Here is a 20,564-nt window from a genome sequence, read left to right as displayed (position 1 = left end):
CTTTTTGTTTGCTAAAGCGAAAAGTTTTCAAATTCAGGCGTCATCTCAAAGTCACCTGCACGCTCAATTTCTGTATCAAGCTGCATTTGCTGGTGCCATTTCGACTCATCCCAAATCTCAAATTTATTTAATAGCCCTATGAGCATGATCTTTTTCCCCAAACCTGCGTAGTTACGTAATGCCGGAGAAAGTAAAATGCGGCCATTCTTATCTAATTGGTACTCAGTGGCGTGCCCGACCAGCATGCGCTGCAATCGACGCGCTCTTGGATTCATGCTGGAGAGCTTTACAAGTCGAGCGGCAATTTCATCCCACTCGCTGCGAGGGTATAACCAAAGGCATGGTTCATTAATCGCAATAGTACAAATTAGCGAGCCCTGTTCTTCAGACAAAAGCGGTTGACGATACTTTGTTGGTATCGCAAATCGACCTTTATCATCCAAATTTAGCGCACTTGCACCTGAAAACATGGAGCAACCAACCTTATCGTATTTTTAACCCTTCAGATCCAATTTGATCCACAAAAAACCACTTTTTCCCACAACTGCACAGTCTATGACTTGACTAGTATTATTGTCAAGCCGAAAACTAAGCCGAAAATATCAAAAAACCCAGATAAAATGCGGCTTTGCTGAAAGCCTATGAAATGCTTGAGAAAACCCGAAAAGACAAGAATTAAACTTTTTTATAACAAAAAATCCATCTATTTTTTGCACAGTTATGATTTTATAAAAATGGCCCTTCGACTGGATGTAACGAGCAAAGTGGGTTTCATCTTCTTGTGCAAAGAATAATCAGTTAAATTCATCGCCAAACTTGGCGCTAGACTGGATTTTTTATACAATTAAGAGTCTTGCTGCTGTAAATCACCGAGCGTTATTATTTTAAATTTATCAATACCACGTCGCTTTAATCGCTTACTCTTTTTGCTTTGCTTGCCTGGCTTAGCCGTCATCCTCTTTCAGTTACTTGAAGAGCGTACGGATATTTTAAAAGAGCATGAGCAACAAGCGCGCGCGCTCGCATTACAGATATCACAACTGCAACGCGCCGAGCTCAACGCAACCAAAAGATTGCTTTCACAATTGGCGAAACATGATGAACTGTTGAAAGCCAGTAATGGCCAATGCAGCAGCCTGCTCAAAGACGCGAGTTTGATCACCCCTAACATTGCCAATATTGGTTTGGTAGATCTGAATGGTGATGTCTTATGTACAGTAAAAAATACCAATAAAAGCATAAGCATAAACATAAAAGACAGGCGTTATTTTCAAAACGCTTTAAACACACAGCAGTTTGCGATTGGTCAGTTTCAGGTTGATCGTTCTATTAACCGTTTAACTATCAACTTTGCGATGCCTGTTTTTGATAATCACGGTAACTTAACTCATATACTTGCTGTAGCTAAATTACTGGAGCAATGGAGTCAAAGCCTAAACCAATTGACTCTACCAGCTAATTCTCAAGCAATTATTACCGATGTTGATCACAATATCGTTGCCAATTATCCGTTTGATTATGCACAGCTAGGCCAGCCTGCCAATGAGCATTGGCCCAATATGCACTTTCAAGGGGTATTACAATTTGAAGCCCCAACTGGTGAACGCAGGATTTACCTACGACAACATATCGTCGAAAGCAATTCAAACAGTCAGCTTACGCTACATTTATCTATTCCCTTTGAGCATGCTATTGCCGCCGCAAATCGAAAAGTTAGCTTGATCTTTACTTTATTTATTGCCGCGCTGTTACTTATGTTTTGGCAAGCACGTAAACAGCTCAATAAGGTGCTCCTGCAACCCTTAAAATCACTCCAAGATGCACTAGATGCTTTTGCGAAAGGAAACAAAACTCGCCTTCAACAAACTGGCTTATCTCCTGAATTTAAAAGTATCGCGAGCAATTTTGAAAATATGGCAACCCAAAGGCTCACCGCTGAGAATGCGCTCGCACATAAACATGCCGAATTAGCTAGCCTGATCCAGGCGCTACCCGATACCTATTTGCGTATTGATAACGAAGGCAAAGTATTGGCGTCTAATGTCACCTTTTCGAGCCCGCCCAAGCATATACTCGATCTACTGCCTCAGCATAGCTGTGATCAATTACTTAAAACATTACAAAACCATTCTCTCAGTGACACAAATCAATTTGAATTTTCTGCGCAGGTCGATGGCAATCTTCATACCTTTGAAGCACGAACAAACCTCTTAGATACCCACCAGCAAGCCATTATCGTGCTGCGCGACATTACAGCGCGTAAGCAACAAGAAGAAGCGATGAAGTTAGCAGCTATGGTGTATAAAAACTCGAGCGAGGGAATGACCATCACCGACGCTAACGGTATTATTTTGGATGTGAACCCTTCTTTCGAAAAAGTCACCGGCTACTCAAAAGCTGAAGTCTTGGGTAAAAATACCGCATTACTGGGCTCAGGCAAGCACACAAAGCAGTTTTATGACGACATGTGGCAGCAGATCCAATCTAAAGGTGCGTGGCAAGGTGAAATCATTAATAAACGCAAAAATGGCGAGCTATTTACCGAATGGCTAACCATTAACTCTGTCTATGATGATTCAGGCAACCCTTACCGAAGGGTCGCTATTTTCACTGATATTAGTGAGAAAAAGCGCCAAGATGAGTTGATTTGGCGTCGTACTCATTTCGACCAACTCACTGAACTAGCGAACCGCTTAGAACTGAAACGTCATTTGAAGCAGCAACTCAGTGAAGGAGTTTCATTGGCCATCCTGCTACTCGATCTCGACCACTTCAAAGATATTAACGACAGTTTAGGTCATTATCATGGCGACAAACTACTCAGGGAAGTTGCTAATCGACTCAACCAGCTGGCAGGTAAATGTAGTTTAATTTCTCGCATTGGGGGCGATGAGTTTGTCTTAGTGATTTCTGAAAGCACTCAGCATGAGCACCTGATGCAAATAGGTGAGCAAGTGCTTACATTGTTGAAGCCAGCTATTTATTTAGACAAAGAGGCTTGCCATATTAGTGCCAGTGTCGGCATTGCAACCGCACCTAAAGATGGTAACAGCAGTGGTCTACTGCTCAAAGCAGCAGATCAAGCCATGTATTTAGCTAAGCAACAAGGACGTAATGGCTTTGCCTTTTTTGACGCTCAGATGCGTAAGGCCACTGAACAACGCATGCAACTGCTTAAAGATTTACGTATTGCCATACAAAAGCAGCAATTTGAGTTGTATTTTCAACCTATCGTTGAGATGTCATCACGTAAGGCAGTCAAAGCCGAAGCCCTGATCAGATGGCAACACCCAGATAAGGGCATTATAAGTCCAGCGATGTTTATTCCGCTTGCTGAAGAAACACAGCTTATATTAGAAATTGGCGAATTTATTTTTGCATCAGCTTGCCGCACTCAAAAGAAACTCATATCTGCAAATCAGCAAGTACAATTAAGTATTAACGTTTCACCGATACAGTTTTCTTCTAAACATAGCCGTCTGGTTGATTGGAAAACACACCTTGATGAGCTGTCTTTAAATGCTGAGCAATTTGTCATTGAGATCACTGAAGGCTTAATGATGAATGCCCAGCAACGTACCCAGTCGCGTTTAAATCAATTATCGAAGCAAGGCTTTGCATTAGCACTCGATGACTTTGGCACCGGTTATTCATCGTTGGCTTATTTAAAGCAGATGGATACCGACTTTATTAAAATCGATAAGCGCTTTGTGGATGGCATTGCTGAAAGCCCTGATGATCTTGCATTATGCGAAGCCATGATCATGATGGCACATCAACTGGGTTTAAAGGTGATTGCTGAAGGCATTGAAACCGAAGCGCAACACCTGCAATTACTTGCTGCAGGCTGCGATTATGGTCAGGGCTATTATTATGCTAAACCTATGACTGAAAAGGCTTATTTAGACTTTATGAAAGGCGTTTAAAACAGCTTCATTAAAAAACTAAATACAAAATATGATTAAGAGTCTAAAAGTCGCTTAAGCAAACTCATCAAGCCGTCTATCTCTATCGGCTTACCTAGATGAGCGGTGAAACCTGAGCTCAGATACGTTTTAACATCTTGCTCCATTACATTGGCTGTCAAAGCAACGATGGGCAATTTAGGGAGTTGCTCTTTGATTATCTGGCAGGCCTGCACACCATCCATTTCAGGCATTTGAATGTCCATCAGCACTAAATCATAATGCTGCTTTGTCGCCATCTGAGTTGCTTGCAAGCCATTTTCAGCAAAGTCTATGCTCGCTTGTGTTGGTGCCAGCATTGCATTAATGACCAAGCGGTTTACCTGATTATCTTCAGCGACCAAGATCTTATACTCTTGCAGATCAGGGAGAGCTGCATGAACTTCTGCTGTTTCAATAACCTGCTCTGCAGGTATTTTTATGAGCGGTAAAACAACCTCAAAACTGCTGCCATGGTGAAGTTGGCTTGATACAGAGATCTCACCACCCATTAAGCCAACTAGCTGTTTAGAAATAGATAAACCGAGTCCTGTACCGCCATACTTTCTTGTTGTAGACGCATCGGCTTGCTCAAAACGATTAAAGAGACGTGCTATTTGCTCGTCACTAAGCCCTATTCCTGTATCTTTCACTGTAATGACAACCTGATCATCCCCCATCTCTGAGACCGTGACTCTGACCTCTCCATCTGAAGTAAACTTAATGGCGTTTGATATAATATTCTCAAGCACCTGCTTAATACGAGTGCCATCGCCTTGTCTAAATAACCAGACTTCAGGTGCTATCTCTATACTTAACTGTAAATCTTTTACTTTTGCTGCTCGAGATTGGTTTCTGATCACTTGTTCAATTAAACTTTTTATCGACAATGGTGTACTCTCTATCGTGACCTTACCCGCCTCTAGTTTAGATAAATCAAGAATGTCATTTAATATCGCTAATAATGATCTGCTTGAGCTCAGCGCACTGGCCACCAGCTCATGGTGCTTCTCACTTAATGCCGTCTTAAGTAATAGTTGCAAAGTACCCAAGATCCCATTCATCGGCGTACGAATTTCATGGCTCATATTTGCCAAGAATTCACTCTTAACTTTGTCAGCTTGCTTTAGTTCAACCACCAGCTCTTCTAGTTGCGCAGTTTGCTTATCGACACGAACTCTTAGCTGCTCATTAAACCCAGCTAAAATCATAGTAAACGACATACCCAATGCAGCAACTATCAACCCTATTGTGAGGGTTAACCAACTTAACCAGTCTTTATTGTTGTTCTCAAAGCTCTCGGTACTTTCAAAACTCAGCTTCCAACTACGACCAAACCAATCTATTTGATACTCTGTAGTAAAGTGCAAATCATGAAGGTCATGCTTAATTTCTGGCGTATAGCTATACCAAGTGTCTTGCTTTGATAAATCACTTAAAGTGTAACTGAAGCTATGTTTATATCGGCTAGTTGATAAAATTCGCTCAACGATAACATCAATTTCCAGTACTACTTCACTTAACCCTAATAACTTATCTGGGTCATCTTTATCAAAAACAGGAAAGTAAACCACATTGCCTGTTGCCTTGTTTGTTTGTTGCGCCAGCACTAATGGCGCAGTTGCGATAGGCGTTTTTTGCTTAATCGCTTTTACCGCTGCCGACCCTGCAATAGGGTGGCTCATGACATCTAAGCCAACTGCTGGCGCATTGGCTTTATAAGGAGCTATCAAGCTGATAGGTAATAAAATATCTTCAATCTCATTGCTACCGGGTGCTTGTTTAATTTTTGCATCTGCAATGCCAGACTGCGCCAAAGACTTTTGCCAAGCAACAAGGTTGTCAGTTTGAACAAAGTCAACCCAACCTAAGGCTCGATATAACTCAAAATCATCACTTAAAAAATCGCTGTAATGCTCAAACTCATCAATACTCATCGCATGACCTGTTTGCATTAATACACCGAGTGCTTTCAAATCATTTTCAATAGAGTTTTTTAATAACTGCATCGAAACTAGCTTTTGCTCAGTGATATTCACAAAGCGAGTGTAATGGTTGTCATAATAAACACTTCGAGAGTAATTAAAGGTCCAACATACAGTAATGAACAATAAACATGCGGATGCTAATATCCATGATTTATGACTGACTTCGGTATAGCGATGACTTTTAAACAAAAAGGTACATAGTGGTAAGAAAAATAATACACCAACGGTATCGCCTACCCACCAAGTAAACCATACAAACAGCAGACTATCAGACTGGATAAACCCTTGTTGCAATAAGCTCCATGCACCGAATGAAGACGATACAGTACTGGCGATGGGCCCGGCAAATAAGAGCACTTTAATGAGTGTTTCTGCATTTTGAAAATTTAGCGGAAAACGACAAAAACGTTTCATCAATGAATAAGCAAAAATACACTGCAGCACGGCTGCGGCGCTACGTAAAGCATTCCAAAGGAGATTTGAGAAATCAAAGGGAACGCCAAAAAAACCTGAGTTATATAGGTTCGCTAATAGTGTTCCGAAGAATAATGGTAGGAGTGAAAATCGACCAAACGCCAACAAACAGGCAACAGACCAGCCTGCTGCGGGCCAAATAGCACTCGCAAAACCGGGCTCTATATTAAACAGTGTGCCAAACAAACCCAATACAAAGCAGCTAATGGTGATACCTGAAAAATACCCACTTTTGATTGTAAAAGGAGCGTCTTGTATACCCTCAGCTTTCAGCATAACCATAAATACATAATTTCAAACATGTTAAAAACATAGCATAAGTTATCAGACTAAGCGGTGTTTTACACCAAAGTGCCCAAACTCAAATTGTATACAATATTTATTTCAGCTATGATCCGCATTCCATTTAACCAAGCAGAACTCCATCATGCGTATCACACTCGTTATTCTTTGTTTGTTAGCCACACTTATGGGCTGCCAGTCAAACATGTTAAACACCGAAGAGGACACTCCCATGACCCTAGATAATTTAGCAGAACAGTATGTCAAATTAGCTTTGGCTGTGGGTGAACACCACCCTTATTATATCGATGCTTATTATGGCCCTAGCGAATGGCGAACGGGTGAAAAGCGACCTTTAAATGATCTAAAAACAGATATTTCAACGCTTCTAGCGCAATTAGAGCAAGTACAAAATTCAGAGGCGCAATCACAGCGTAAGGCGTTTCTTCAAGTACAAACTAAGTCAATGTTGACCTTCATCCAAATTATCAATAACGAAAAAGTCAGCTTTGATGAAGAATCTTTACGTTTATACGACGCCGTTTCTCCAAACATTACCGAAGCCGAGCTAGACAAAGCACTAAATGAATTAGACTTAATGCTGCCAGGAACAGGCTCAGTGAGTGAGCGTATGAATGACTTTATTGAGCAGTTTGTGATCCCTAAAGACAAGCTAGACAGTGTGTTTAAAGCCGCAGTGGTTGAATCTCGTAAAAGAACCAAGCAGTATATAGAGCTTGAAGCGCAAGAGAGCTTCACCATTGAATATGTGCAAGATAAAGTGTGGAGCGGCTACAACTGGTACCAAGGAAACAGTTATAGCTTAATTCAAGTAAATACTGACTTCCCTATTTATATTGCCCGCGCGATAGATTTAGCCAGTCACGAAGGCTATCCGGGGCACCATGTGTTTAATTCTCTCATGGAAAAACACTTAGTGAATGGTAAAGGTTGGATTGAATACTCGGTTTATCCACTGTTTTCGCCAATGTCATTGCTTGCTGAAGGTAGCGCCAATTACGGCGTTGATGTGGTTTTCCCACATGCTGAACGTATTCAATTTGAAAAAGACGTTTTATTCCCATTGGCAGGGCTAGATGCCAGCAAGGTCGAGTTGTACTACCAAGTGCAAGCTGTGAAGCAGCAACTATCATATGCCGACAACATGGTCGCAAAGCGTTACTTAGATGATGAAATTGACGATCAAAAAGCCATTGAGTTACTTGTCAAATACACCCTAGTGACTGAGAAAAAAGCGCAACAACGTCTGGGCTTTATAAACGCTAACCGTGCATATGTTATCAATTACAATCTTGGCCAAGATATCGTTAAGAACTACATTGAAAAGCAAACAAAAACAGGTACGCAAGATGAAGTTTGGGCGCTATTTAGCGAACTGCTTGCCAACCCAAAAACAGCAAGCATGATGCAATAGCGGTGCTTTTATTTTGATTTTTTAAAGGCTGCCTGTGGCAGCTTTTTTTCTGTCTATTTTTTTACTTCTCCCAATAATACCTAACCACCTACCATCAAAATAACCACTTTACAAAATAGTACAGTTGAACTATTTTAAAATATAACACTTGTACTATTTTGGCTTAAACATGAAATTCAACTATTTTCACGACAAGCAGAACCGTTTTGGCTTTCAAAATGTCACGCGCGCTTTATCTGGCGGGCTAATAAAAGTCGCGCCAAAGCTCAGCCTTACTGTTGGTAAAAAGCTGCTACTCAATCCATTTGGTAAACGTCATTACGCCTTTAATGAAGTTGAAGCTGATGATGTTATTAATCTAGAGACCTCTTTGGGCAAAGCACATATCAGTCTGTTTGGAGAAGGCCAAAATCTGGTAATTGTCAGTCATGGCTGGGCAGATAACAGCTCGGGGTTTGAGGCTATGATTATCAATTTGTTATCGCAAGGATTTAAAGTCGCGGCCATTGATCACATTGCCCATGGCAAGTCCGCAGGTAAACAAACTCATTTATTGAATTTCATTGAGACTTTAAACGCCACCATCGAGTATTTTGAGCAAAAAGGACATCACATACACGCCATTGTGGCGCACTCAATGGGCGCGGTTGCAACACTAAATTTACCTGAAGACAAACTAGCCAATAAAAAACTGATCTTAATTGCTACGCCAATTCATTTCTTTGAACTCATGTTCGAAAAAGTCAGTAAAGCGGGAATTTCTACCAAGCTTCTCACACATGTACTAGAAAATATTGGCGCCGAGTTTAATCGGCAGTGGCAAAGTCTATGTCTCAGCCAGCATACAAGTAAACTCTCTGAGCACATCCACTTTATTCATGATGAACAAGACAAATACGCCAGTTATCAAAGCCTCACCGATTATCTGCAAACACACAAATCACCACTGTTTACTACTCAAGGGCTTGGTCATCGAAGGCTTTTAGGAGATACTAAAGTCATACAACATATAACTCAGGTGATCACTACTTGATAAGCAAAGGCGAACGCACTCGTAACGAGATCCTCAAACAAAGTATTAGATACAGCAGTCAATACGGCCTTGCTGATGTCACCATCGGCAGCGTTGCTAAACTCTGTGATTTATCTCGAACGGGTGTTATTTCTCATTTTAAAAATAAAGAAGACATGCAAGTTGCCATCTTACAATATGGCGAAGCATTATTTATTGACCGAGTGATCACCCCGGCTCGCTGTGAAAACCCTTTAGATCACCTGATCAACTTACTAGACTGCTGGAGCACCTGGATCAATGACATGTTCAACGATCCAAAAATGAGTTGCCCGTTTATCAAGGCTGTGGTTGAATTTCAAAACCGACCTGACTCACAGGTACGCAGCTTTGTTATCGACCAACAAGAGCGCCTATTGGGTTACCTAACGCACCGTATTGCGCGCTGTATTGAGCAGAAGTACTTTTCACCTGACATCCCAAGTAGCGTCATAGCCTACGAGCTTTATAGTTTATATTTAGGCCATGCCATTACAAAATATACTCTTTCTCAAAATAAAGCAGGTGAGCTATTCAAGCAAAGCGTCTTAAGGTTAATTGCGCAATATAAAGCTTAACTATTAAACCCTTAAAGCCACCGCCGCTCATAAGAGAAACAAATAAATTACTGCAACTCAGCACATTTGTTGTGATAGTTTATAATCATAGTTGTTGATGTATCAGCGATTACTCTCAAAGCAAGTAATTCTAAGAAAATAAAAACCACAAGGGCGTGCTTTATATGATCAGTACCGAGTCATTTATTGCGACTTTTTCAAGGCGCTACAAACTAGCTCTTTTAGTTATCGTACTGGCCATAACTACCTCATTTGTCACTTTAAACGAGCAGCAAATAAAACAGCGAGATAGCGCAAAGATTATCAATATTGCAGGCGAGCAACGTATGTTGTCACAGCGTTTAGCCTTATTTACGCACCGTTTGGAGGCACCTGAAAGAGCGCAAGAAATTCAGCGCATCGCAGCTAAGCTTTTAGACAACCAGCAATTTTTAATAGAAAAACTCAAAACAAAAAGTGCTGAAACACAGACTAAGCTGGTCCAACATTTTAAAGATACGCAACTCACTTCACGTTTAGAGCACTTTACCCGCTTAGCGGTCGAAGCGTCTAATAAAAAGTTAATAAATGACCTGAAGCTATTCGAACAGTTTGATAGTGAGCAGCTTTTACTTGATTTAAACCACACCGTCACCTTGTTTGAACAAGCCAGTCTTGCGCAACAATTAACATTACAAAGAATAAACCTAGCCCTTTGGGGTCTGTCACTACTGGTGATTTTATTCTTGGTGTTTGCGATTTTTAAACCGATGCAACGCTGGTTATCAGAAACCTATCAAAAACTATTGCTAGAAAAGAATCGCGTAAAAGACGTGCAATTTGCAATCAATCAGCATGCGGTTGTCATGCGTGTTGATAGCCAAGCGAATCTGCTTTTTTATAACAACAAATTCACCGAACAATATGGCTTCAACAAAGAAGAGCTACTCGGTCAAAGTGTTAAAAACTTATATAGCGGTATTCATAGCAAAGCCTTTTATCAAGAGGTAGACAATGCCATTAAGAATCGAAACGTTTGGCAAGGAGAAATTTGCAACAAAGCCAAAGATGGTCGGCTTTATTGGTTTGATACCAGCATAGTGCCTATCAAACACATTGAAAATGAAGTTGATAGCTCTATTATCATTCAACACGATATCACTGAAAAGAAACGAACTTTAGAGACGCTCACACAAATTCATAAGATCACCAGTGACCCGGCGCAGTCTTTAGACGAAAAAATAGCACGCTTATTGTTGCTGGGTAGAGAGGTGTTTAATTTACCTTTAGCTATTGTCAGTAACATAGACGAAACTAAGAACACTTATTTAGTGAAATATGCCTCAACCCCTAATGGGGCTATAACTCCAGGCACCGTCTTCGAATACCAACACTCTTATTGTCTTCATACGCTTAAAGCAAATCATGCCATTGCCTATCATCATGTTGGGCAGAGCGATATTGCCACACACCCATGTTATGAAAACTTTTCTTTAGAAAGTTATATAGGCTGTCCACTCGTTGTATCAGGCAAGCGCATTGGCACACTGAACTTTTCGAGCCCTGAAGTCACCCCACATGCTTTTACGCAATCAGACCTCGAAATCGTGCAATTACTCGCTCACTGGATCAGCCATGAGTTTATGCGAGAAGAGCAAGAAAACAAATTGCTTTTACAGCAACAACTCATGACACAAATGAGTGAACAAGCCAATATAGGCGCTTGGGAAGTCGACTTAGTCACAGAAAAAGTATATTGGTCAGACATGACCAAACAAATACACGAGGTAGAGGCTGATTTTGAGCCAGAGCTTAGCACCGCAATCAATTTTTATAAGCCTGGATTCAGTCAAGAGCGCATTTCAGAGCTGGTTGCCCAATCAATGCAAACTGGTGAACCCTATCAAGAAGAACTGCAAATTATCACAGCCAAAGGCAATGAAGTCTGGGTTGAGGCGAAAGGGCAAACGGAGTTTAAAGACGGACAGTGTATTCGACTGTTTGGCTCATTCCAAGATATTACCGAGCGGGTCGAAGCACAAAACAAACTGAAGTTCAGTAATCAAAGGCTCGAATTTGTTTTAGATTCAACCGGTGTCGGTATTTGGGATTGGGAAATTGACTCTGGTAAAACCACCTATAACGAACGCTGGGCAAATATTCTGGGATACAAGCTCAGCGAATTGGAGCCTACTGACACGTTAACTTGGGTCAACCTAGTACACCCTGAGGATTTTAAATACTCAGAACATGCTCTGCGAGAACATTGGAACCGAGAGAATGAGCTATATCTATGTGAAATTCGCATGAAACACAAACTCGGTCACTGGGTCTGGATATTAGACACCGGCCGTGTAGTTGAGTGGCACATTGATGGCTCGCCAAAGCGTATGATAGGTACCCATTTAGACATCAGTGCCTCTAAGCAAGCCGAACAAGAAATCCAGGATAAAAATGAGCGCATGGCACTGGCCGCCGACTCTGCTGGTATTGGTGTCTGGGACTATAACCTCATCGAAAACACCCTAACATGGGATAGCTGGATGTTTAAATTGTATGGTGTAGCTGAGTCGGACTTTTCAGGCGCCTATGATGCTTGGGGAAACGGCTTGCATCCAGATGATAAAATCGCAACAGAAACATTATTACAACGCGCAATTGAACTCGACGAAAAGTTTGATACCCAATTTAGAATTATTTTACCAAATAAGCAGATCCGTCATGTAAAAGCTTCCGCCATTAATAAAGTAAATGCTGAAGGCCAAGTAACTAACATGATAGGTGTGAATTATGACGTAACCGAACGCGTAGAGTACGAACATGCCTTGAAGCAGGCGAAAAATGATGCCGAAACAGCTGTTATAGCCAAAAATGAATTCTTGGCCAGTATGAGCCATGAGATCAGAACACCGATGAATGGGGTGATTGGTATGCTTGATTTACTCGGCAGCAGCGAACTTTCGGATGAACAGCAGCACCGCGTTTCAATTGCGCAAAGTAGCGCAAACTCCCTACTGACCCTGATCAATGACATTCTTGATTTTTCTAAGATTGATGCCGATAAACTCGAATTAGAAAATATTCCTTTTAACCTTACCACTTTGCTTGGTGAATTGTGCGAGTCATTCGCTATGACGGTCGAAGCCAAGGGGCTAGAACTGATCCTCGACACAACCGAATTACCAAACCAACTGATTATTAGCGACCCTGGAAGAATTAGGCAAATTCTCACAAATCTAATCGGTAATGCGATTAAATTTACCCATACCGGCGAGATTTTAATTTCTGCGCATTTACAAGGCACAGAATTAGATAACCTAACACTTATCCTAACGGTTAAAGATACCGGAATAGGTATCGCGCAAGACAAGCAAACTCACGTCTTTGAAACCTTCAGCCAAGCTGACTCCTCTACAACCAGAAACTATGGGGGAACAGGCCTTGGCTTGGCCATTGTTAAAAAGCTTTGTAATCGTATGAATGGCTCAATCTCTTTACAGAGTACGCTAGGAGAAGGCAGTGAGTTTACCTGTTCACTCCAAGTCTCTAGCTGTGAGAAAAATCACACTAAGGTGCCTGATGTAGACATTTCCTCGCTGAATATTTTGGTCGTCGACGACAACGAAACCAATAGAGAAATTATAGACAAGCAATTATCGCAATGGGGTGCAAAAGTCACGACCTGCCATAATGGTGAGCAAGCCTTAACTATTTGTAAGAGCCAAACGGGAGCGATGTTTGATATCGCTATTTTAGATATGCAAATGCCAAATATGGATGGAGCTCAACTTGCGCAACTCTTGCAAAGTATTCCTGAGTGCGAGCAGATGCAACTTATCATGATGACCTCTATGCAAACCCGAGGCGACGCAAAGTATTTTGCCAATTTGGGTTTTAAAGGGTATTTTCCAAAACCTGCGACGACACAAGATTTATTAGGTGCACTCAAAATTATCTCTGATCAGGGAGACTCGTTAGAACACGCCAAACCACTTGTCACACATCATTATATTAATGAATTGCAGCAAACTGATGACACCCCTGAGATAGATGACCAAAGCCTGCTCCCATCGTTAAACATTTTGCTTGTTGAGGATAACCCTGTGAACCAAATTGTGGCTAAAGGTGTGCTGAAAAACTTAGGGCTGGAGTGCGATTGTGCTGAAAATGGGCAGCAAGCTTTAACGCAACTAAAGTCACAAGCAACGCCATATGATGTTATCTTGATGGACGTACAAATGCCCGAAATGGATGGCTTTCAAGCCACACGTCTCATCAGACAGGGGGAAGCGGGTTCACACCATCAATCTACCTACATCATTGCCATGACAGCCAATGCGATGAAAGGCGACAAAGAAAAATGCCTAGAGGCGGGTATGGACGAGTACATAGCTAAACCTATTAACCTTGAAGCACTGAAAAACAAGCTTTTAACTAACCTTAAAAACTAATGGTCAAAATATTTGAAAATGATGACGCCCACGTAATGTGGACGTCATTACTATAGTTTTTATTCGGAAAAGCTGTATTCATTGCCATTATCGTGAAATGTTCGACCACTACTTTTTGAAAAACTATGACACACCTTTTGCTTATCTATCACTTTCAAATACTTTTTCCATAGCTTTGTAGCATATAAAGAGCATTCACCTATTTGACTGAGCTGTTCGACAAATACTTGCTCTTCTTCATTTTCAGGCAATAAACTTTGGTCAGCTAATCCACTTAACGTTTTTCCATATACCTCTAATGCATCAGCTTCTTTTAGAGTGAAATGCCCACTTCTTGCTAATCCATGAGTAAACATCTGATGACCATAGAATAACGTTTTACCTTTTCGAATCGTCGTATTCATATTTCCCCCTATTGGTTAGTCATACAACGGTAGATAAAATAAAAAACAGCGCTTTATCTATACTCTGCTTTTATGAAAGAAGTATTTCATTTCTTAAAAATTACAAACCGCGAATATAGCCCAGCACATAAACTATTCTTTGAACTTTAAAATTAGAGTTTTAAAATTCTCCACACTCTTGTGATAAATTTGTGAATAATTAGCCATAGTTTCGCGATAACTGTCTTGCAAACTAGATTTGTGTTTAACAAAACTATAAAGAGCAAGACATGAACAAAGCAACAAGTGCACTCATCGCAGGACTAACATTAATGGCAGGCGGTACAGCAATGGCCGCTGATGTAGAAGTAAAAATTACCAATCTCACACAAGGTATTTATTTCACCCCGCTCCTTGTCGCAGCACATAGCAGTGACGCACACCTTTACCAAATTGGCAGTAAAGCGTCTGAGCCATTACAAGCAATGGCTGAAGGCGGCGATATTTCAGGTCTTGCAGATGTGCTGTCAGGTATCGATGCAAGCGCTGCAGCAAACCCAGCTGAAGGGTTATTAGCACCTACCGCATCTACTATGGCAATGGTTGAAAGTTCTGAAACTAATTCAACCCTGTCTATTGTCGCAATGATGTTACCAACCAACGATGGCTTTGTGGGCCTGGATGCATGGCCTATTCCAACCGAAGCAGGCACATATCATATCTACCTAAATGCCTATGATGCAGGCACAGAAGCAAACAACGAACTGGTTGTTGATGGCTCTGGTGCACCTGGCTCATTGGGTATTCCAGCCTCTCCGGGTATGGCTCCTGGTACGCAAGGCAGTGGTGTAACCAGTGAAGAAACCAACATGATGGTCCATATTCACCGCGGGAATTTAGGTGATGACGAAGCAACAGGTGGTAAAAGCGATTTACACAACACAGTACACCGTTGGTTAAACCCAGTAGCTAAAGTGACTGTAACAGTAAAGTAAGGGGCCTAACATGAAAGCACTCAAATTATGTGCGCCTGTATTTGCAGGCCTATTACTCGCTGGTTGTGGCAGTGACGACAATGATGTGATGTTAGAAACACCCATGCCAACACCACCAGCCGCAGAAGAAATTATGCTAAAAGTGACAGCGGTTAACCTCACTAACGGCCAACCTCTTTCTCCTATCGGTATTGCACTACATAAAGAAGGACAATTTTGGCAAATCGGTGAGGCGGCCAGCGCCGAATTAGAAACCTTAGCTGAAGGCGGGGATAATTCAGGGCTACTCGGATTAGATGTGGTTATGATGTCAAGCTCAGCAGATGCTCCACTTGCACCTGGCGCGAGCCAAGAGTTAATGCTCACTACCGAAAGTCTTGAAGACTATAAATTGTCTGTAATCACCATGATGGTGAATACAAATGATGGTTTTACCGGTCTTAATGCTATGGACGTATCAAACCTAGCAGAAGGCGACAGTATTTCTATGCGTACCCATGCGTATGATGCAGGGACCGAAGCTAATACTGAAGCACAAGGGACTATTCCTGGTCCTGCAGATGGCGGAGAAGGCTTCAATAGTGCCCGAGAAGCCATGGATAAGGTCGCAATGCATCCTGGCGTTGTCGGTAATGATGACGGGCTCTCTAGCTCAGTGTTAGATAGCACGCATAAATTCGATAACCCACTAATGATGGTCACAATAACAAGAATGAAATAAGCCCTACATGCCCATTACACGGCGTGTAATGGGCATTGCAAAGTAAATAACAGCCTATTAAAGGCATGATTTACTTTAAGAGGGTTGAAATATGCAGCATAAAGTATTGGTCGTTGAAGACGATCTCGATATTGCAGGGTTAGTTCAAGTGCATTTAAAAGAATTGGCACTGGATGTTGAACACGTAAGCGATGGGGAAAGCGCCATGGCAAAATTAATGCAAGACCATTTCGACATCGTGCTACTCGATATTATGTTGCCTGGCATGGACGGTCTTAGTGTTTGCCGAGAGATCAAATCTCTATTCCCTCATATCAGCGTGGTATTACTGACCTCTAAAAGTAGTGAGATGGACAGAGTAATTGGCCTAGAGATTGGTGCCGATGACTATATTTGCAAACCATTTAGCTATCGAGAATTCCAAGCAAGGATCAAAGCACAGATCCGCCATATCAAATTGCTCAAAATGCAGCAACAGCCAACCGATACAATCGCAACAGCGCCAACTGCCTTGATGTTAGGCGCGCTGCAAATAGATACAGGGGGTCACGAAGTTTTTATCAATGATCAACTTATTGACCTCACAGCAACCGAATTTGATCTGATCCACTTCTTTGCCAAACACCCCAATCAAGTATTTTCACGTGCCCAATTACTCGAATCAGTTTGGGGTTATGACCACTCAGGTTACGAACATACCGTTAATTCACACATAAACCGTCTTCGCAGTAAGTTAGGTAACTTATGCCAACAAGACATTATCGAAACCGTGTGGGGTGTGGGTTACAAACTTAACGCCAAATCATTGCAACAGGCATCATTATGATCCAATCTCTTTATCAGCGCCTCAGTCTGACCATTTCAACGGTGCTTTTCATCATACTCATTTCGTTTGTGACTTGGACACAATGTGTGTCTGAAGTGTCTCGGTCTCAAGCTGAGCAAAAACTACATTTAGGCCTTGCGGAACACCTCGCCAATGACAACCCCTTGCTAAAACAAGGCGTTTACGATTATAAGGCCCTTGAAAGCCTATTTCATACCTTAATGGTACTGGGCCCGTCTTTTGAGTTTTACTTTGTCGATCCTAGCGGCAAATTAGTCACCTACTCCGCTAAACCTGGTGATGTTAAAAAGCAGAGTGTCGATTTACGCCCTCTGTTACAGCTAATAGAAGAGCCACACAACTTACCGATTTTTGGCGATGATCCGCGCAGTTTTGATCAACAAAAAATCTTCTCTGTTGCACCGGTTTATAACAACGACACGCTTCAGGGGTATTTATATGTGATTATCGGCTCTTCAGCCTATGATTCTATTTTTACCCAGATCAGTAGTTCAGATCATTTATTTCAACATTCTGCTGGTTTGTTGATCTTAGTGATCATTTTAATGTTCGTAGCGGTGTTATTGTTTCGCTATATCACTTCGCCTCTTAAACAACTTGGCGACTTTATTCACAAAGCAGAAGAAGCGAAATTTGATTTAACTGAGTTGACTATGCCCCAGTGGTCAAACTCTGATAACGAAGTCCACCAGCTTGGCAACAGTGTTAATCAAATGCTGGTGACCATTAATCAGCAGATGGCACAACTCACAGAACTTGACTCACAACGCCGTCAATTGTTGGCCCACCTATCTCATGATTTGCGTACTCCGCTTGCTTCATTGCAAGGGTACTTAGAGTTAATTGAAAAACAGCATGCTAAGCCTGAGCAACAAATGCATTACCTTCAAGTTGCGCTTAAGAATTGCACCCAATTGAAAAGCTTAATCGACCAAATATTCGAGCTTGCACACCTTGAATCTGGTCATGCCAATGTACAATTTGAAGTGTTTAATTTAGGTGAGTTGATTTATGACATTTTGGCAAAGTTCGCGTTAAAAACAGAGCAAGCCAATATTACTTTAACTGTGCAACCCAAAACCTTTGATGCCCAAGTTTACTCTGACATCGCCAAATTAGAGCGGGTGCTAACGAACTTGATTGATAACGCCATTCGACACACGCCGTCGGGAGGAAACATCACCATTGAAGTCAGCGAACACAATAAACAATATGCCTTGGCCGTGCGAGATACCGGACTGGGTATCAATGCCAAAGAACTGCCTTATATTTTTGAAGCCCGCTACAAGGCAAGCAACAGTCAAGGCTGTAAAAAGACCCATGCGGGTCTAGGGCTGGCGATAACCTCCCGCCTTATTCGTTTGTTAAAATCAGAGATCAAGGTTGATAGCGAATTAGGTAAAGGCACCGAGTTTTCTTTTGCGGTGCGTAAAGCCACAGATGCACTTCATTAACCTGAACCTGGATTAATTTAATTAAACAACTTCCTTAGCTCGCTGGGTGTCATGCCCGTCCAGCGTTTGAAGTTGCGGCGAAAGTTTGTCACATCTGCATAATCAAGCTGTTGCGCAACCTGTTCATTTGAACAACCCCGCTCACTTATATGGATCACCGCTTGCTGCTTTTGCAGCTGATCTTTCAAAGCTTGCAAACTGGTATTGTGGGCTTTTAGCTTCCTTTTTAAAGTCGCCACACTCACACCTAAACATTCACTGAGCTCAGTTGCAGACTGTTTAGGACTCAGAGCAAGTAATGAACAGACATACTGTAAAAACCCAATATTATTTTCTGCATGTTTTGATTGCTGAAGATAGAAACCACGCATAGAAGTTAACGCTAAAGTTTGTGGCCGATACATGTAAGTAGTGGGCACACTCACCATAAAACAAGGCTGTGAAAAATGATATTGCAGCTGCAGATGCGATTGATATTGTTCCACATGTTCAGGTTGCGCATAGGGCAGTTTGACTGTCAAATGCGACACCATGTCAAAGCGCCATCGGCATAGCTGGTCAATCACCGCTATCAGAAATTCGGCCATAAACTCCATGCAAGGTGCTGACAACTGAGCTATCGCGGGGTTCACGACAAAATGGCACGCATTTGCGCTACGATAACTTTGAAAGAACATCAATGGCCAAATTTGCGCTTGCCTAACTTGTAAGACTCGACTCATATCTAACAAATTCCGGCTATTAAGTAGTGCCTGAAAGGCCGCTTCAGGCTGGCTAAATAGCCAATGTCTCGCCACTAAAAAGCTCACGCCATCTTGACGTAGGAGCGTTTGAGCATTGTCAAAAATTTGCGCCACCTGTTTAAAACTCACTCGCTTGTTTGGCTGATGTAAGTCTTCATTAAACAGACGACTGCCTTTGAGTAACTTATGACTACTCACACCTCTTTGTTCAGCCATCTCAATCAAAGGCAGTAATAATGGCTGCATTGCCAAAATAGGGCTGTCACTTTCAAATACCTGCCTCATGCCGCCACCGCTTTGAGTTCATTTAAGCTTTGGCTTAAACGTTGTAACAAGGTGCTGTGATCGTCATCTTTACGGGCTGCCATACATTGCCATTGCACACCTTCAAACCCCAGTGCGCTATTATGATTATCATACGGCGTATGACTGGCCACCATTTGCGCCACCTGTTCAATCACGGCATGTGCTTCCACTAAATCAGTATCAGGTAACAACACAATAAACCTATCAGAGGCATAACGGCAGGCCAAATCGGACTCCCGCAAGTTAAGCGTGATGATCTGACCAATATCTGAGAGCAAACTATTGCTTCGCACGCCCCCATATTTACGATTAAATTCACTGAACCCTTTAATATCAAGTAAAGCCATACAGAATCCAGTTCCACTCTCACGGTAAGCGTGTAACTCGCGCGCTACCTGTTTTTTCATATAATCAGCGCGATACAAACCAGTAATAAAGTCCGTTAAGCCATGCTCACGATAAAAGCGTTCTTTCTTTTGCAGTAGATGATTTAAGACCTGCTGTTCGTGATACCAAAAATACATTGCTAAGCTCATCAGCCCCATTCCTAAAGTCGCAGGAAGCGCTTCTAAACTCGTTAACCAGTCATATTCAAGATCAAAGCGATAAAATTCATCTAAGAAGTCGAGCAACAAAGAAATATGTAAAGCACTCAAGCCAAGAAACAATAAGTTCGTTACCTTGCCTTTGGGTCGGGTGAGCAAGGTGGCCAGTAACCAAATCAAGGTCATCACCGCGATACCGCCCTCACCAAAGCAGTCAATCCAATCTATCTCGCTGGCAGGCTTGGCACTACCAAAAAGGCTCACCATGCATATTGCTGCGGCAATAAACACTCCTAGCAATAGCAGTAGTCGCGTGTGAAGTTTTAAAAATGAGTCGGTCATAACAGCAAATAAGCGCTTAAATGTATCACCATGCTACAAAGCTGGC

Annotated in this window: 14 protein-coding genes; 9 read left to right on the top strand and 5 right to left on the bottom strand. The window is 41.9% G+C overall.

Going from position 1 to position 20,564, the window contains the following annotated elements; translation table 11 throughout:
• Window positions 1–11 precede the first annotated feature (11 nt).
• The gene (gene mraZ, locus ACXAC4_RS01345; RefSeq protein WP_058028651.1) at window positions 12–470 is read right to left on the bottom strand and encodes a division/cell wall cluster transcriptional repressor MraZ; all 459 of its coding nucleotides are present in this window, start codon (window positions 468–470) and stop codon (window positions 12–14) included.
• Between the two features lie 465 nt (window positions 471–935).
• Between mraZ and ACXAC4_RS01340 the strand changes: the two genes are divergently transcribed.
• On the top strand, window positions 936–3,926 hold the full coding sequence (locus ACXAC4_RS01340; protein WP_475158482.1) for a bifunctional diguanylate cyclase/phosphodiesterase: 2,991 nt from the start codon (window positions 936–938) through the stop codon (window positions 3,924–3,926).
• A 35-nt stretch (window positions 3,927–3,961) separates the two neighbouring features.
• Here the strand turns inward: ACXAC4_RS01340 and ACXAC4_RS01335 are convergent, their stop codons facing one another.
• On the bottom strand, window positions 3,962–6,682 hold the full coding sequence (locus ACXAC4_RS01335; RefSeq protein WP_475158481.1) for an ATP-binding protein: 2,721 nt from the start codon (window positions 6,680–6,682) through the stop codon (window positions 3,962–3,964).
• A gap of 151 nt (window positions 6,683–6,833) precedes the next feature.
• Here ACXAC4_RS01335 and ACXAC4_RS01330 point away from each other — a divergent pair, with 151 nt between their 5' ends.
• The 4 genes from ACXAC4_RS01330 to ACXAC4_RS01315 all read left to right on the top strand — a co-directional run bounded on the left by ACXAC4_RS01330 (window position 6,834) and on the right by ACXAC4_RS01315 (window position 14,182).
• Complete coding sequence (locus tag ACXAC4_RS01330) at window positions 6,834–8,123, top strand: hypothetical protein (protein WP_475158478.1); 1,290 nt, start codon at window positions 6,834–6,836, stop codon at window positions 8,121–8,123.
• A 169-nt stretch (window positions 8,124–8,292) separates the two neighbouring features.
• Entirely contained in the window at window positions 8,293–9,156 is an 864-nt protein-coding gene (locus tag ACXAC4_RS01325; RefSeq protein WP_475158475.1) for an alpha/beta hydrolase, read from the top strand.
• Window positions 9,153–9,752, top strand: coding sequence for a TetR/AcrR family transcriptional regulator (locus ACXAC4_RS01320; RefSeq protein WP_475158474.1), 600 nt, complete (start codon window positions 9,153–9,155; stop codon window positions 9,750–9,752). The genes ACXAC4_RS01325 and ACXAC4_RS01320 overlap by 4 nt, the downstream gene beginning before the upstream one ends.
• Before the next feature lie 164 nt (window positions 9,753–9,916).
• Complete coding sequence (locus ACXAC4_RS01315) at window positions 9,917–14,182, top strand: PAS domain-containing protein (protein WP_475158473.1); 4,266 nt, start codon at window positions 9,917–9,919, stop codon at window positions 14,180–14,182.
• A 59-nt stretch (window positions 14,183–14,241) separates the two neighbouring features.
• On the opposite strand, the gene ACXAC4_RS01310 is transcribed toward ACXAC4_RS01315, so the two are convergent.
• Complete coding sequence (locus ACXAC4_RS01310; RefSeq protein ID WP_138481483.1) at window positions 14,242–14,586, bottom strand: MaoP family protein; 345 nt, start codon at window positions 14,584–14,586, stop codon at window positions 14,242–14,244.
• Between the two features lie 269 nt (window positions 14,587–14,855).
• On the opposite strand from ACXAC4_RS01310, the gene ACXAC4_RS01305 reads away from it, so the two are divergent.
• From ACXAC4_RS01305 to ACXAC4_RS01290, 4 genes are all read left to right on the top strand, one after another.
• On the top strand, window positions 14,856–15,560 hold the full coding sequence (locus tag ACXAC4_RS01305; RefSeq protein ID WP_475158471.1) for a spondin domain-containing protein: 705 nt from the start codon (window positions 14,856–14,858) through the stop codon (window positions 15,558–15,560).
• Between the two features lie 10 nt (window positions 15,561–15,570).
• Window positions 15,571–16,281, top strand: coding sequence for a spondin domain-containing protein (locus tag ACXAC4_RS01300; RefSeq protein WP_475158470.1), 711 nt, complete (start codon window positions 15,571–15,573; stop codon window positions 16,279–16,281).
• Between the two features lie 91 nt (window positions 16,282–16,372).
• Complete coding sequence (locus tag ACXAC4_RS01295) at window positions 16,373–17,107, top strand: response regulator transcription factor (protein ID WP_138566159.1); 735 nt, start codon at window positions 16,373–16,375, stop codon at window positions 17,105–17,107.
• A complete protein-coding gene (locus ACXAC4_RS01290) occupies window positions 17,104–18,582 on the top strand; it encodes a sensor histidine kinase (RefSeq protein WP_475158467.1) in 1,479 nt (492 codons plus the stop codon). The genes ACXAC4_RS01295 and ACXAC4_RS01290 overlap by 4 nt, the downstream gene beginning before the upstream one ends.
• A 17-nt stretch (window positions 18,583–18,599) precedes the next feature.
• Here ACXAC4_RS01290 and ACXAC4_RS01285 read toward each other — a convergent pair whose 3' ends face one another.
• Window positions 18,600–19,610, bottom strand: a complete 1,011-nt coding sequence (locus tag ACXAC4_RS01285; RefSeq protein ID WP_475158465.1) for an AraC family transcriptional regulator — start codon at window positions 19,608–19,610, stop codon at window positions 18,600–18,602.
• The gene (locus tag ACXAC4_RS01280; protein WP_475158463.1) at window positions 19,607–20,443 is read right to left on the bottom strand and encodes a GGDEF domain-containing protein; all 837 of its coding nucleotides are present in this window, start codon (window positions 20,441–20,443) and stop codon (window positions 19,607–19,609) included. The genes ACXAC4_RS01285 and ACXAC4_RS01280 overlap by 4 nt, the downstream gene beginning before the upstream one ends.
• Window positions 20,444–20,564 lie beyond the last annotated feature (121 nt).

This window comes from Pseudoalteromonas sp. AWM4_233, assembly GCF_056158285.1.
This window is presented reverse-complemented; position numbering and strand designations above follow the sequence as displayed.

Excerpts from the sequence above, each read along its gene's own strand:
- mraZ (WP_058028651.1), bottom strand. The coding sequence starts at position 470 with ATGTTTTCAGGTGCAAGTGCGCTAAATTTGGATGATAAAGGTCGATTT.
- ACXAC4_RS01335 (WP_475158481.1), bottom strand. The coding sequence starts at position 6,682 with ATGCTGAAAGCTGAGGGTATACAAGACGCTCCTTTTACAATCAAAAGT.
- ACXAC4_RS01330 (WP_475158478.1), top strand. The coding sequence starts at position 6,834 with ATGCGTATCACACTCGTTATTCTTTGTTTGTTAGCCACACTTATGGGC.
- ACXAC4_RS01325 (WP_475158475.1), top strand. The coding sequence starts at position 8,293 with ATGAAATTCAACTATTTTCACGACAAGCAGAACCGTTTTGGCTTTCAA.
- ACXAC4_RS01315 (WP_475158473.1), top strand. The coding sequence starts at position 9,917 with ATGATCAGTACCGAGTCATTTATTGCGACTTTTTCAAGGCGCTACAAA.
- ACXAC4_RS01310 (WP_138481483.1), bottom strand. The coding sequence starts at position 14,586 with ATGAATACGACGATTCGAAAAGGTAAAACGTTATTCTATGGTCATCAG.
- ACXAC4_RS01305 (WP_475158471.1), top strand. The coding sequence starts at position 14,856 with ATGAACAAAGCAACAAGTGCACTCATCGCAGGACTAACATTAATGGCA.
- ACXAC4_RS01300 (WP_475158470.1), top strand. The coding sequence starts at position 15,571 with ATGAAAGCACTCAAATTATGTGCGCCTGTATTTGCAGGCCTATTACTC.
- ACXAC4_RS01295 (WP_138566159.1), top strand. The coding sequence starts at position 16,373 with ATGCAGCATAAAGTATTGGTCGTTGAAGACGATCTCGATATTGCAGGG.
- ACXAC4_RS01290 (WP_475158467.1), top strand. The coding sequence starts at position 17,104 with ATGATCCAATCTCTTTATCAGCGCCTCAGTCTGACCATTTCAACGGTG.
- ACXAC4_RS01285 (WP_475158465.1), bottom strand. The coding sequence starts at position 19,610 with ATGAGGCAGGTATTTGAAAGTGACAGCCCTATTTTGGCAATGCAGCCA.
- ACXAC4_RS01280 (WP_475158463.1), bottom strand. The coding sequence starts at position 20,443 with ATGGTGAGCCTTTTTGGTAGTGCCAAGCCTGCCAGCGAGATAGATTGG.